Below are 13,617 nucleotides of genomic sequence, written 5' to 3'. Positions count from 1 at the left end.
AGCTGCGGATTATACCCTGAAATCGGGGTGTCTGGCCAGTTTGCCGATTGTCAGTTCCCGGCAGTTGGTGTATGCCGACGGCTCAGGAGGTCTCGCAGCTGCTGTTTTTCCTCGCTGGTGAGTGGGGCCTGGGCCGACTTGTCGAGGAGCTGTTGAATCTGGCGATCAATCTGTCTCGCCATCAATGTATTTATAGTGTCGAAAAACTGTTGTTCAAGGTTGGCGCTGGGAATATTCAGCAGCCACTCCTTCTCCGCCAGCTGATTCAGCTGTTCTCCCAGTGCCGTTCCATGCCATCGCGCGAGCAGCTCTATGGTGCTCAGCTGCGGGTTCTTCTGCAGCGTATCGATCAGGGCGACCAGCAGCTGCGCCTCATCCTCGCCCTCGTTGGCCAGCAGGCTGGCCTGCTGCGCCAGTCCGGCCAGGTGGGGGTTGTGCAGCAGGGTGCGCGTGGCGCTGGTTACCGGGCTTTCCACCGTTCTGACATCCGGCCGACGCGGACGATTGTAGTCCCTCCGGGTGTTCTGTGGTCTGGACCAGGCGGGCGGGGCGTCGAAGGCCGGCTCGAAATCCTCCCGGCCGGCCCAGTTGTAGTCCTCATCCATCGGCGGCGGTGCGACCATGCTCTGCGGCGGCGCCTCTGTGGAGGCGGTGGGCGTCGGTCCCGGACGCAGGTCATCCAGGTCCATGCCGGTGCGTTCCTGCAGGGACTGGCGCAGCAGCCGTCGCAGCAGGCTGCCGGGCACCTGCTCGATCAGGGGCAGGGCCAGGGTGGCCAGATGGGCCTTGCCCTCCAGACTGTCCGGTGGTGCTTCCTCGGCCAGATGCCGGAACAGGTATTCGGTCAGCGGCTGGGCCTGATGGTGCATGCGCGCACGGAAGGCGTCGTGGCCCTCCTGGCGGATCAGGCTGTCCGGGTCGTGCCCCTCGGGCAGGAACATGAAACGAACATGACGTCCATCCTCCAGCACCGGCAGGCAGGACTGCAGCGCGCGCCAGGCGGCCTGCCGGCCGGCACTGTCGCCATCGAAGCAGAACACCACACTGTTGACCAGGCGGAACAGGCGCTTGAGATGCTCCTCGCTGGTGGCGGTACCCAGGGTGGCCACGGCGTTGGTGACACCGTGCTGTGCCAGGGCGATGACATCCATGTAGCCCTCGACGACCAGGATATCCTCAAGCTGGCGGTTCTGCAGGCGGGCCTCGTACAGCCCGTAGAGTTCGCGTCCCTTGTGGAACACCGGGGTTTCCGGAGAGTTCAGATACTTGGGCTTGTCATCGCCCAGCACCCGGCCGCCGAAACCTATCACCCGGCCGCGACTGTCGCGGATGGGGAAGGTGATGCGATCACGGAAGCGGTCGTAGCGCTTGCCGCTGTCCGGGTTTTCCACCACCAGCCCGGCCTCGACCAGCAGCTTTTCCTCGCTGCTGTTGGTGGCCAGATGTCCCATCAGGTTGTTCCAGCCTGGTGGGGCGAAGCCGATGTCGTAGAGCTTGGCGATGTGGCCGGACAGGCCGCGCTGCTTCAGGTAGTCCACCGCCCGCTTGCGCTGGGCATGCTGACGCAGTTGCTGGCGATAGTAGGCGGCCGCGTTCTCCAGTACCGGATACAGCGGGCTGTCCTGGCGCGTGGGGCGCGGGCCGCGTCGGTCACCCCGTTCCTCCCGTGGAACCTCCACGCCGGCCTGGCGTGCCAGTTCCTCCACCGCCTGGGGAAAGTCCAGGCGCTCGAAATCCATCAGGAAGCCGATGGCATTGCCGCCGGCGCCGCAGCCGAAACAGTAATAGAACTGCTTGTCCGGGCTGACGCTGAAAGAGGGGGACTTCTCGTTGTGGAAGGGGCAGAGGGCCGAATAGTTCTTGCCGGTCTTCTTCAGCTTGATCCGCGAGCCGACCACCTCGACCACATCGGTGCGTCCAAGAAGATCGTCAATGAAACCCTGCGGGATCAGCCCGGCCATGCATGCTGCCTTGCGAACGTGGAGGAACAGGGAAGGGATGATAGCATGCCGAACAAACACGGAAATCCAGCTGCTTCCAGATCAACCGGAAGGCCGGACGTGTTGCTTGCTATATCCAGATGAGCTCGTGCGTCCGTGAGCGGGGAACGGCTCGGCGGGCCTGGGATCAGGCCCGGCAGGACGCTGCGACTGAACTCAGTACAGGCGCTCGCGGCGGCGATTTTCGCGCTGCAGCTTCTTGGCGTGACGCTTGACGGCAGCAGCTGCCTTGCGCTTGCGCTCGGCAGTGGGCTTTTCGTAGAACTCGCGACGACGGACTTCAGCCAGAACGCCGGCTTTTTCGCAGGAGCGCTTGAAACGACGCAGGGCGACGTCGAAGGGTTCGTTCTCTTTTACTTTGACGGCAGGCATTTCGTACCTTTCTCAAAAACTGTGGTTAGTAGCTCTGATGAGGATCGGAGCAATCGCATTTCAAGGGGAGCGGATGTTACCGCCTTCGCGGGGAAAATGCAAAGGACATTGCACGGGAAAAAGGTTTTGTTGACCTCGGTGTCAATGCCTTGGGGGTGTGGCCCTGGGGGTGTGGGTCTGTCAAATCAGCATCCAGCTGGTATATAAAGAACGTTCGCAAGCTTGCCATCATTAAGCTACCAGGGAAGGGCTGTTACCCTTGAGGTAATTTTCAAGGATATTGTTTACATGACCCCGCGCAAGATTCTTCTGGCCGTCAGTGGCATGTCGCCACAGATCATCACTGAAACGCTCTATGCCCTGATCCATGAAAAGAACTGGATCCCTGATGAAATACGCCTGATCACCACGCTCATTGGGAAGCGGAATGCCGTGCAGCAGCTGCTGGAGGATGAAAAGCATTTTTTCCGCCTGCTGCAGGACTTTGGCATCACCCAGGAGGTCAGGTTCGATGAAGATTGCATTATTGTTATCCGGGATGGGCGGGGCCAGGAGCTGCCAGACTTACGCACTCCCGAAGATAATGAGGCAGCAGCGAATGTCATCAGCGAACAGCTCCGGCTGCTGACATCAGACCCCGAAGAAGGTCAGTCCTGTACCGAGCTGCATGTTTCTTTGGCTGGTGGACGCAAGACCATGGGCTTCTACGCCGGGTATGCGTTGTCGCTGTTCGGGCGGCCCCAGGATCGCCTGAGTCATGTGCTGGTCAGTGAGCATTATGAGTCCCATCCGGACTTTTTTTACCCGACCCGATCCCCCCGCATGATCCATACCCGCGATGGCCAGATGCTGGATACCAGTAAAGCCCGTGTCTATCTCGCGGAAATTCCCTTTGTACGTCTGCGTAATCGGCTGCCCGAGACCCTGCTGCGGGGTACGCACAGCTTCAGCGATGTGGTGCGCCTTGCCCGCGAGGCAACCGAAGCAGTGCAACTGGTTCTGCAACCGCGCAACGGTCAGTACAGCGTGAATGGTCGGACGGGCAGGCTGACGAGTCTGCAGATGGCATTGCTGGCGTGGGTTGTGGAGCGAGCGCTGGCCAACAAGCCTCCGATTGAGCCCGTTGTGGATGGTGAGTATCGCCCTGCGGGCGAGTTGCTGCATGTGGCTGAGCGCTACTGGCTCGATCTGAACATCCGCACGACCGAAACACTCCGGGAGCAGGGTATTACCCAAAGCTGGCTTGAGCAGAATATTTCGAAGTTGAACAGTGCGCTTGTCGCTGCTCTGGGTCCGGATCTGGCTGAGCGCTGCAAGCTTGCCAGCCGGATAATCGGAGACCGGCGTGGCTATGCTCTGCCCGACGATATTGTGCTGCATATAGATGGAAGTACAGAACAGGATGAATGACAGGAAGACGAGCATGAAACAGCTGACCTACACAGTGAGGTTTATCACGCCGGCTTTTCTCGGCAATGCCGAGCAGGATGGGCAGTGGCGTACTCCACCATTCAAGGCGCTATTGCGCCAGTGGTGGCGGGTGGCTGTAGCCCAGGAGCTGAAATTTGACGTTAATGCGATCCGACGACGGGAAGCAGATCTGTTCGGTGTGGCGGCCGATGGGGGTGACTCACGGAAAAGTCGGGTACGCATCCGGCTGGATGACTGGAGTCTGGGCGAGCTGACACAAGCGCCCGCCATAGGTCAGGTGGCAATGGGCAAGAACCAGATACCAGCTGCCCTGTATTCGGGGTACGGCCCTGTCATCCCCGGCCCCAGGCTCAAGGCCAATGCCGCTATCCAGTCCGGAGCTGAGGCCCAGTTGCGTCTGGCCTTCCCGGAGCAGCAGGGGATAGAGCAGGCACTTGCCATGATGCATTCCTACGCCACTCTGGGAGGTCGCAGTCGTAATGGCTGGGGCTCATTTGAGCTTATTGGTGAGCAAGCCTCTCTTCCGGTGTATACACGCGATTGGCAAGCGGCGATGCAGCTCGACTGGGCTCATGCGTTGGGGCTGGATGAGAAAGGTGCCCTGGTGTGGGAATCCGCACCGCAGGCGCGCTGGGAGGATGCCATGAAACTGCTTGCACAGGCCCGAGTTGATATGCGTCGAGCCGTCCCGGACCGACTGATGCTGGCCTATCCGGATACCAGGGCAACCATGCCCGGCTGGGGTCGTAACGCGCGTGTGCCTCACAGTCTTCGCTTCAAGGTGCGGGCGGAGCAGGGCAAGTACATCGCGGTCATCTTTCATATGCCCTGCCGTCCCTCGAACGAGCTATGGCAGAAGCTGGCGCCCCAGAAGCAACAGGGTTTTATCGGCTGTTTCCAGGCCGCACATGCCTGTCTTGACAGGCACCAACAGTTTCAGCGTGGGGAGGCATGACAGTGGCTGATATTGACACCCTCTGGCAAACCAAGCTTGCCGCCCGCCTGCACGATCCGGCAGAAAAGGCCCTGGTGCTGCTGCGTGATCCTGCGGGCCATGAAAATGGCACCAGTCGTGCGCTGACCCGGCTGCTCGGCTTTCATGAGATCACCTCTGAAAGCATCGATAGCGATAACGACGAAGCGCTCACCCGCACTCTGTTCAAAAAGGGCATCCCGGCGGATATGTACCGTCATGTCCAGCGCGCCGACTGGTGGGCCGCTGCCGCTGACCGCCCGCAATTTCCCATGGATGAAATCACCGTTCCCAGCAAAAACGGTGAAGAAAGGACTCTGGCGGTTTCTAGCTGGGCCCAGGTGCGCTGGAGCAACGAGCCGGTACTGATCCACCCCCTGACCGGAGAACAATTCGATCTGGGCAAGTCAGGCGGACTCAGCGCCACCGCCATCGAAGCCGTCAAGGAGCGTAGCTCCAGCCACTTTTCCGAACTGCTGGTCAGGTTGGGGGCAGGCAAGAAGGAAGAGCAGGACTGGCGCAAGCTGCTGCTGGCCTTCTGGCGCTTCGGCCCGGAGCTGGGCGTGACGGATGCGGATCTCCAGGACAATGACCGGCTTGGTAACCTGTGGGAGATACTGCCCGCCGATACCCGCCTTCCCGATCACAGTATCTGGGATCACCTGGATCTGACCTCGGCCTTTGCTGGTGCCTTCGCTGCCGATCCGGAGGGCGAGGTCGCACTGCTGAGCCTGTCCATCGGTCCGGTGCAGCCGTTCATTGCTGCTGCCCGCACCACTTCCGACCTGTGGGCTGGCTCCCACCTGCTGTCCCGTTTGAGCTGGGAAGTCATGCGCCCGGTATGTGAGCAGCTGGGGCCCGATGCCATCCTGTTCCCGCGTCTGCGGGGAATTCCACAGGTAGATGTATGGCTGCGCAATCAGATGGAGCTGCCGGATGAGCTGTTCGCCGGGTGTGGCTGGACACAGGGCAGCACAGACAGCAACCCATTGTTTTCTGCTGCCCTGCCCAATCGCTTTGTTGCTGTCGTCCCTGCCAGCCAGGCTGCGGCGATTGCTGCCGAAGCGGAGTCAAGCGTACGCCGATGGTTGCAGGAGCTGGGTGCTCAAACGGTTGACCGTTTGCTGGAAGAGGCAGGTCTGGATATCGAGACGGTCACTACGCCCTATGAACAAATGAAGGAGCAACTGAAGAGCTTCCCTGAAGTTCATTGGGCTGTGGTTCCCTTCTCCCTGATCCGCTGCAGGGACGAGCAGAAACAGCGTGACCTGGATATCAGTCAGCTTTCAACTGCCATGCGACCCTTCTTTAACGGCGAGGGTGAGCCCGGGTTTCTGGATACGCCCGCCTGGAAGCTGCTGCAGCAGGAGCTGGAGCTGGACGAGAATGGCAGAAAGTCGGTGTTCTTTGCCCCCAACCCCGGGGTGCTCTACCCCGCCGTGTTTGATCTGGCCGAGCGGGTCATGGCTGCCGCTAAAGCCAGCCGCACCTTTGACCAGACCAGACAGGAAGGCTGGCGCTGCTCGCTGACCGGCGAAAACGAATGGCTGACCACCGACCGGGAGCAACTGCACTGGAATCAGAACTACCGCAGGCAGAAGGGCACCCTGTGGACGAAAGTGGCGGCCAAAAAGCCATCCTGGGCCAAGAAGGGTGAACACCTCAGCGCTCTGCCCGCCATCAAACGGTTGTGGCCAACCCTGTTTGCCGAAGAGGTCGGCAGGGTGTTGGCTGCCGGGGAGCATGGCGAGCGGGCGCACGTCGGTCGCTTTGTGGTATCGACCCACACTATGGCGTTGGCGCATCAGTTGGCACAGCGGCTGGATGTAGAAGTGCATGATGAGCTGAAAGCCAGACTGGACAAACCCGATTACCGGGTAGCACTGCCGCGCAAGCTGGCACAGGCCATCCGTAAAGCAGGCGGTAATGCGGACCTGATAGCGCGTCTGCCTGGGTATCTTGAGGCAGCGCGTGATGCAGATGACAGTGGCGTAGCCTTCGATGAAGCCCAGCGGGATATCAGGACGTTACTCGAAGGCAAAGTAGAAACCTATTACGGCCTGCTGATGATGGATGGCGACCGCATGGGTGCGATCCTGTCCGGCGACGAAGAGACCGGAACAGCCATCACCTACCAACAGAGCTTTCATCCCAAGGTACAGACAGGCTTTACCAAGCGTGCTGCCAATCAGCCGCTGATCAAGCAATACGGTGACCAGCAACGTGCTATCACCCCCAACCGCCATCTGGCCATATCCGGTGCGCTCAATGACTTCTCGCAGACCGTAGTGCGCCATGTGGTGGAGGAGGAGCACCTGGGTCGTCTGATTTACGCCGGTGGTGATGACGTACTGGCCATGCTGCCGGTAACCGATCTGCTATCCAGCATGCAGCGCCTGCGCCATGCCTACAGCGGTACAGTGCCCGAAGACGAAAAAGTGGATTGGGGCGAATTGCGTGGGCGTAAAAAGCTGGTGTGCAAGAGCGGCTTCGCTTGGCTGGGTGGTCGCCTGATGCGCATGATGGGCAAGAATGCGACGGCATCGTGTGGCGCCATCATTGCCCACCACCAAGCCCCGTTGTCTGCCGTACTGCGTGAACTGCGCAGCGCCGAAGCAAGGGCCAAGAACGAAGGCCGGGATCGCTTCTCGCTGACCATCATCAAGCGCTCTGGCGGTGCTCTCCACCTCACCGAAAAGTGGGGTGAGCCAGTCAGCTTGCTGATTTCGCTGCGTGACTTCCTCGCGATGGAAGGCGTATCCCGCCGCGCCGTCTACCACACCCTGGAATGGCTGAATGACAACGAACTGCCCGCCAGCGCCTTTGACACAGGCATGGTGCATACGCTGCTGAGCTATCAACTGGACAGGCAAGCCCGGGGTGAGGCCAGGCAGCAAGTGCCGGAACTGGCAGAGCAGCTGGTGAAGCTGGCGCAGAGCTGGCCGGAAGATAAGCGCATCGACAAGCTGCGTAACTTCCTTTGCGTAGCTGAATTTCTTGCCCGCGAAACCCGCACAGGAGGTGAACAGTGAGTGCTGTGCAATATTGTTTTATCGAGCCGCTGGATGTGCTCTTTCTGCGCGGCAACAAACTCTTCGGCGATCCGGGCAGCTATGGGGAGTGTCTGATCCCGCCATGGCCCTCGGTCGCAGCAGGTGCCATCCGCTCGCGCATGCTGGTGGATGCAGGCATCGACCTGACTGAGTTTGGCAAGGGCCGGGTAGAGCATCCTGCCCTGGGTACCCCTGATCAGCCCGGCAGTTTTACCGTTGCCGCCTTCCATCTGGCCAGGCGAGCCGGGCAGAGGGTGGAAATACTTACCGCCCCGCCCGCCGATCTGGTCATTGATGAGCAGTGCAATGTGTCGGCGCGGGCTCCGCAGTCAGCGCCGACGGGGCTGCAGTCCTCATCCGCCCTGCCGCTGCTGCCGGTGCTGGCACAGGGCAACAAACGCAGCAAAGCGGCTACCGGCTACTGGCTGACCCAGTCTGGCTGGGAGGCCTATCTGCGCGGTGAGTTGCCGATGGCGGAGCAACTGGTGCATTCCTCTAAGCTCTGGGTATTCGATGCCCGGGTAGGAATAGGCATGAGCGCCGATACCCGCAGCGTGGAAGAGGGCAAGTTGTTCTCCGCCCAGGCTATTGCCATGAAGAAAGATGTGGGCTTTGTTGCCGCCGTTGCCGGGGCAGAGCCGCCCAGCGCAGGTTTGCTGCGCTTCGGTGGTGATGGTCGGGCCGCCAGTATCAGCCGGGTAGACCTCAAGGTGGCTGAACCTGATTACCAGTCCATGGTCCAGGCAGGTCGTTGTCGTCTCGTACTGACTACGCCCGGTCTGTTTGCCGACGGCTGGAAGTTGCCCGGCACCGATAGTGCCAATCGCGTCTCCCTGCCTGGTATCAGTGCCCGCCTGGCCTGTGCGGCAGTGCCCCGGGCCGAAACCATCTCCGGCTGGGACCTGGCGAACTGGCAGCCCAAACCCGCCCAGCGTGTCGCGCCGACCGGCAGCGTCTACTGGCTGGACGAGCTGGAGGCCACACCGGAAGCGCTTCGCAAGCTTGCCGAGTGCGGGTTGTGGGGTACGCCATGCGAAGATCGGGCACGACGGGCAGAAGGATTCAACCGGGTAGCGATTGGCGCCTGGTCATGATGAACATTGACTACCCATATCCGGTTTATTTTCAGTACATGACCAATTTGAAAGGACACTAAACCATGTTTCAGAAGCAAGCCACCGTATTCCTTTACGCCGTCAGCCCCGTGCATATGGGCGCCGGACAGGCAATCGATATCATCGACAACCCCATTCAGCGGGAAAAGCACACCGGCCACCCCAGCTTTGCCGGTTCGGGCATCAAGGGTGCCGTTCGCCACAGCTTCACGGCGCTGGGTGGGGATGAAAAACACATCAGCCTGCTGCTCGGCCCAGACTCTGCCAGCGGCGACCTGCATGCCGGCGCCGTCAGCTTCGGCGATGCGCAACTGGTTGCCCTGCCGATTCGCAGCCTGCGGGGCGGCTATGTATATGCCACCAGCCCACAGGCACTGGCCCGCGCCAGGCGGCTGATGGTGCTGGCAGGCGCCAGCATCAACTGGCCGGTGCCGGACGTGGCCGAAGGTAGCTGTCTGGTAACCAACCCCAAACTGCTGTCCGCTGACAAGCTGCATCTGGAAGCCTTTGAGTACATCGCTGAAAAGTCGGCAGAACTGGCTGATGTTGCTGCTGACCTCGCCGCCAGGGCGCTGCCGCAGCAGGACGAGTATGCGTTCTTCCGGGAAAAGCTGGCCGATGATCTGGTCGTGCTGTCCGACACCGATTTTGCCTACTTCGCCAGACACGCCATGCTGGTCGAGCCGCACGTACGCATCAACCCGGAAACCGGCACCGCCAGTGACGGTGGCCTGTTCTATACCGAAAACCTGCCGCCGGAATCCATCATGATCGCCCCATTGATGGCCAGTCAGACCCGTACCGGCAAACCAGATGAGCATCTGGAAGCAGAAGCGGTACTGGCCCAGATCCGAACGCTGATTCATTCCCGCCTGCTGCAGATTGGCGGCGACGCCACCACCGGCCGAGGGCTGGTTGTGGCCAATGTGGTGGAGGGTTGAGTCATGGCACAGACACTGGAGCAGCTCAGGGCACAGAATGCCTGGGAAGTATCCCAAAAGTACGACAAGGAGCATGTGAACATTGCCAAGGGTCTGCCAGCGCTGATCATGAACAGCGGCCTGATGCAGGTACTGGCTTTCTGTCACGAGAAGAAAAAGAAGCATGAAGAGGTGGCGACTGACCTGCGGATCTGGTTGGTCAAGCGCATTAGCGGTCAGCCGGACGCGAGTGACCCGGGCTTCGAGAGCTTCATGCATGTATTGCTGAAGGCGCAACCTCAGAGCTATCAGGCTATCAATGCTGAAGCTTTCGCCTGGCTCAAATGGCTGCGGCAGATGGCGGCTGCGCGTAAGGGAGGAGAGTGATATGGCTATCGCCGCCGTGCCCGGTTATCTAGGGCAGGACTTCAGTGAAGCGTCGCCGGGAATGCGGTTTAGCATGTATCTCCCACTCTGGGGAGTTGACAGGCGTACGGGTGAGTACCTGTGGGAAACCTACGACGTGACCCACGAGGTGCGAGGACAGAACAGGCAGGAGCGTGAAGTCAAAAACGAAAACAAGGTCTCTGCGCTGAAATCGGCCGCTGTCCTGAACGCTAACGACAAGCGCATCATGCAGTCCCTGCTGGTGCGTCAGCAGCAGGTATTTGCGTCCTCAGGTGATGCCGACAGTGCCATGGTATTTGCCGCCCTGGCTGTGGCCCCCTTCACTACCGGCCTCGGCAACGAGCATCCACTGGAAAACGGCTTCGCCTTCCTCAATCCCTACGGCCTGCCCTATCTGCCGGGCAGCGGAGTCAAGGGTGTGCTGCGCCAGGCTGCGCGTGAGCTGGCCTCTGGCGAGTGGGACGATGCGTCAGGCTGGAGCGAGGGCACCATCACTGCGCTGTTCGGGTTGCAGAGTGCAGATGGCAACCTGGACCACCAGCGTGGAGCCCTGACTTTCTGGGATGTCATTCCCCAGCTCAAAGGCGACAGTCTCAGTGTGGAAATCATGACTCCGCACCAGAAACATTACTACCAGGAAGGCCAGAACCCTCATGACTCCGGACAACCTGTCCCAATCAGCTTCCTGACAGTACCGCCTGGTTCCGGCTTCACCTTTCATGTGCAATGCAACCGGCAGCTGCTGGAAACCACAGCGCCAGAACTGGTCGCCGACAACCGCTGGCAGGCACTGCTGCAGGCTGCCTTTGAACATGCCTTCAACTGGCTGGGCTTTGGTGCCAAAACGGCAGTCGGTTATGGCGCAATGGTGGATCAGAAGCAGATTGCGAGGGAGCGCGAACAACAGCAACAAGCTGATCTGCAGGAAGCCGGAATTGTGGTTGGCTCATTTATCTGGAAGGGTGCCCAGGTTGTATCCTTCAATGCTGGTGCCGGTGAGGTACGGGTCAGGAATAGTGACGGAAAACTTGCGGTGGGCAAATGCTACAGCCAGCTTTCCGATGCAGACAAGAAGCGCCTCAAGAATAAAAAGCCAGTCCATCTGGATGTGGAGATTGAGGAAAAAGGCAACCTGATCATTATTACTGCTCTTCACGAGCCGGGCTGATAGGGACGCGACAAACCATGAAAAAATTCAAGACCCATTTCTGCATGGTGTCCGACCAGGCTGCCCCCAACCTGCTGCCGCTTCTGGACAGTGAGATGAAACCGGAAAAGGTGGTGCTGCTGGTAACCCCCCAGATGCGCGAGCGGGCAAGGTATCTGGAGCAGGTCATCAAGCCCAGAGGCATCAAGGTCGAACAGCAGGACCTGAGCATTGTCGATAGCTTCGAAGGCATGCAGGAACAGCTCATGGCAATCATAGAGAGCGAACCAGCCAATGAAATCGCACTGAACGCAACCGGGGGCACCAAATGGATGGCCATTGCTGCCCAGGAGGTGTTCCGCATGAACGGCTCCAGCGTCTTCTATGTAAAGGTAGAAGACGACAAGGTGCTGTTTCTCGATGATGGTCCGGCCAGCCACGATCTGTCCCAGCGCATCGACCTGAAAAACTATCTCCTGGCCTATGGCTATGAGTTCCGGGCTGAGGGTCAGGTCAGTGGACTGCAACCGCAATTGCGTGATCTTTGCCAGCAACTGGTACTGAAAGTCGCCGAGTGGCAGGGCGCGATAGGGCAGCTCAATCTGCTGGCCAGTGTGGCAGAAAGCAGAAACACCCTGAGCCTGCCATTGGAGCCAACCCTGCGCCAGCGGGATCCACAGCTTGGCGTACTGCTGGCCGAGTGCGCCGAAGCGGGCTTGCTGCGTGGACGGGTGACCGACCAGATCCAGTTTGTGGATGAGCAGTCGCGCAGTTGGGCCAACGGCGGTTGGCTGGAGTCCTACGTCCACAGCAAACTCAATGAGCTGAAGGGAGAGGGCGTCATTCAGGATAGCCCGCGGCTGAACCAGCATATCCAGCGCATCGGCGCCACCTCCCACAATGAGGTGGATGTCTGCTTCATGGCTCGTAACCGGCTGCACCTGATCGAATGTAAGACCAAGCGTATGGCTGGTAAGGGGACGGAGGACGTCACCACCGACACGGTATACAAACTGGATTCCATCAGTGATCTGGGCGGTCTGGGAACCAAGTCCATGCTGGTCAGCTATCGCCAGCTCAAGGCAGCGGATCGGCAGCGGGCAAGGGATCTGCGTATTCAGGTGATTCAAGGCGAGCAGATACAGCAGCTCAAGACGTACTTGAGAGACTGGATCCAGCAGTGATCGAAAAGGCGAGGAATATGCTCGGTGAAATACAACTGGCCCGCTATCGCTTTCACTGCAAGGTGATAACACCGTTGCAACTGCCAGCCTATGCAGGCTCCACACTGCGCGGCGTGTTTGGCCACGCCCTGCGGCAACAGGCGTGCCTGATGCGGGCAAGGAGCTGCGATGGTTGCACCATGCTGGCGGCCTGTCCTTATCCACAGTTGTTTGAACCCCAGCGCCTTACCAGACCCGCAGGTGCACCACCCCTGCTGGCACCCTACGCCATCGAAGCAGCCTTCTCGTCGGAGGCGGCAGCTGCTCAAAAGTGGCACAGCTATCGTCCGGGAGAGAACTACCAGTTCGACATGGTTCTGATGACTCCCCAGGCTATCCAGCAGTTGCCCCTGATAATTGCCAGCTGGAGGCAGGCCTTTGGCAGAGGGCTCGGCAGGGGAGATGGTCAGGCCGAATTGCTGAGAGTGGAGCTGATAAGTGCTGAAGACAGGGAGGAGCCTGTTCCGGCCGTACACGCCAGCAACCTGACCATTCCCGAATTCAGCGCAGCAGAGGATGTGCTGTTGCATCTGGAAACACCCCTGCGGCTGGAGCAGCAGGGCCGACGCATCGGAGAGCGGGAGCTGACTCCGGGTATTTTTCTCCGTCACTTGATCCGTCGGGTCGGCTTCCTGCTTGGTGTGCAGCGACCGAACTTGTTCCCACTGGAGCAGGTGCATCAGCTCAACGCACTGGCTGATAAGGTGCAAGGTGGTGAGCGACAGTTGCAATGGTGTGACTGGTCTCGCTACTCAACACGCCAGAAGCAGAAGATGACCCTGGGTGGCCTGGTCGGCCACTGGCAACTGCAAGAGGTACCGGAACAGTTGCTGCCCTTCATTTATCTTGGTCAATGGCTGCATGTCGGTAAGGAATGCGCCTTCGGCCTGGGCAAATACCGTTGGATCAAAGCATCGCAGGCGGGCGCTGACATTCTGTACCAGCGTGTCTGAAGCAGGTGCAGTACGGCCTGTC

General features: G+C 59.9%; 11 protein-coding genes. 9 read left to right on the top strand and 2 right to left on the bottom strand.

From position 1 onward, the window contains the following. Positions 1–50 precede the first annotated feature (50 nt). A complete protein-coding gene (gene dnaG / locus BM046_RS08660; protein ID WP_090538710.1) occupies positions 51–1,961 on the bottom strand; it encodes a DNA primase in 1,911 nt (636 codons plus the stop codon). 195 nt (positions 1,962–2,156) lie between these two features. Then, positions 2,157–2,372, bottom strand: a complete 216-nt coding sequence (gene rpsU, locus BM046_RS08655; RefSeq protein WP_090538709.1) for a 30S ribosomal protein S21 — start codon at positions 2,370–2,372, stop codon at positions 2,157–2,159. A gap of 288 nt (positions 2,373–2,660) precedes the next feature. Between rpsU and csm6 the strand changes: the two genes are divergently transcribed. The 9 genes from csm6 to cas6 all read left to right on the top strand — a co-directional run bounded on the left by csm6 (position 2,661) and on the right by cas6 (position 13,595). Beyond that, positions 2,661–3,782, top strand: coding sequence for a CRISPR-associated ring nuclease Csm6 (gene csm6, locus BM046_RS08650; protein WP_090538708.1), 1,122 nt, complete (start codon positions 2,661–2,663; stop codon positions 3,780–3,782). 13 nt (positions 3,783–3,795) lie between these two features. Further along, positions 3,796–4,758, top strand: coding sequence for an RAMP superfamily CRISPR-associated protein (locus BM046_RS08645; protein WP_090538707.1), 963 nt, complete (start codon positions 3,796–3,798; stop codon positions 4,756–4,758). A 2-nt stretch (positions 4,759–4,760) separates the two neighbouring features. Then, positions 4,761–7,808 (top strand): type III-B CRISPR-associated protein Cas10/Cmr2, encoded by a 3,048-nt coding sequence (gene cas10 / locus BM046_RS08640; protein WP_218150024.1) that lies wholly within the window; start codon positions 4,761–4,763, stop codon positions 7,806–7,808. Continuing rightward, a complete protein-coding gene (locus BM046_RS08635) occupies positions 7,805–8,923 on the top strand; it encodes a type III-B CRISPR module-associated protein Cmr3 (RefSeq protein WP_218150023.1) in 1,119 nt (372 codons plus the stop codon). Before cas10 ends, BM046_RS08635 begins: the two co-directional genes overlap by 4 nt. A 65-nt stretch (positions 8,924–8,988) precedes the next feature. Next, positions 8,989–9,885 carry a type III-B CRISPR module RAMP protein Cmr4 gene (cmr4, locus tag BM046_RS08630; protein WP_090538705.1) on the top strand — a complete coding sequence of 299 codons (897 nt, stop codon included), beginning with the start codon at positions 8,989–8,991 and terminating at the stop codon, positions 9,883–9,885. Between the two features lie 3 nt (positions 9,886–9,888). Beyond that, positions 9,889–10,251: a type III-B CRISPR module-associated protein Cmr5 gene (locus BM046_RS08625; protein WP_090538704.1), complete on the top strand. Its 363-nt coding sequence runs from the start codon at positions 9,889–9,891 to the stop codon at positions 10,249–10,251. A gap of 1 nt (position 10,252) precedes the next feature. Then, positions 10,253–11,440: a type III-B CRISPR module RAMP protein Cmr6 gene (gene cmr6, locus BM046_RS08620; protein WP_177197826.1), complete on the top strand. Its 1,188-nt coding sequence runs from the start codon at positions 10,253–10,255 to the stop codon at positions 11,438–11,440. A gap of 17 nt (positions 11,441–11,457) precedes the next feature. Further along, entirely contained in the window at positions 11,458–12,603 is a 1,146-nt protein-coding gene (locus tag BM046_RS08615; protein ID WP_090538703.1) for a Card1-like endonuclease domain-containing protein, read from the top strand. Positions 12,604–12,620: 17 nt separating this feature from the next. Further along, on the top strand, positions 12,621–13,595 hold the full coding sequence (gene cas6, locus BM046_RS08610) for a CRISPR system precrRNA processing endoribonuclease RAMP protein Cas6 (protein ID WP_090538702.1): 975 nt from the start codon (positions 12,621–12,623) through the stop codon (positions 13,593–13,595). The last annotated feature ends 22 nt before the right edge of the window (positions 13,596–13,617 follow it).

This window comes from Halopseudomonas formosensis, from assembly GCF_900115905.1.
GTDB classification, from domain to species: Bacteria; Pseudomonadota; Gammaproteobacteria; order Pseudomonadales; family Pseudomonadaceae; genus Halopseudomonas; species Halopseudomonas formosensis.
Note: the sequence above shows the minus strand (reverse complement) of the source record. Positions and strands in the feature narration are given on the sequence as shown.

Bases quoted from the DNA above. Each gene is read 5' to 3' on its own strand.
- cas6 (WP_090538702.1), top strand. From the start codon at position 12,621: ATGCTCGGTGAAATACAACTGGCCCGCTATCGCTTTCACTGCAAGGTG.
- BM046_RS08615 (WP_090538703.1), top strand. From the start codon at position 11,458: ATGAAAAAATTCAAGACCCATTTCTGCATGGTGTCCGACCAGGCTGCC.
- cmr4 (WP_090538705.1), top strand. From the start codon at position 8,989: ATGTTTCAGAAGCAAGCCACCGTATTCCTTTACGCCGTCAGCCCCGTG.
- dnaG (WP_090538710.1), bottom strand. From the start codon at position 1,961: ATGGCCGGGCTGATCCCGCAGGGTTTCATTGACGATCTTCTTGGACGC.
- cmr6 (WP_177197826.1), top strand. From the start codon at position 10,253: ATGGCTATCGCCGCCGTGCCCGGTTATCTAGGGCAGGACTTCAGTGAA.
- BM046_RS08645 (WP_090538707.1), top strand. From the start codon at position 3,796: ATGAAACAGCTGACCTACACAGTGAGGTTTATCACGCCGGCTTTTCTC.
- csm6 (WP_090538708.1), top strand. From the start codon at position 2,661: ATGACCCCGCGCAAGATTCTTCTGGCCGTCAGTGGCATGTCGCCACAG.
- rpsU (WP_090538709.1), bottom strand. From the start codon at position 2,372: ATGCCTGCCGTCAAAGTAAAAGAGAACGAACCCTTCGACGTCGCCCTG.
- BM046_RS08625 (WP_090538704.1), top strand. From the start codon at position 9,889: ATGGCACAGACACTGGAGCAGCTCAGGGCACAGAATGCCTGGGAAGTA.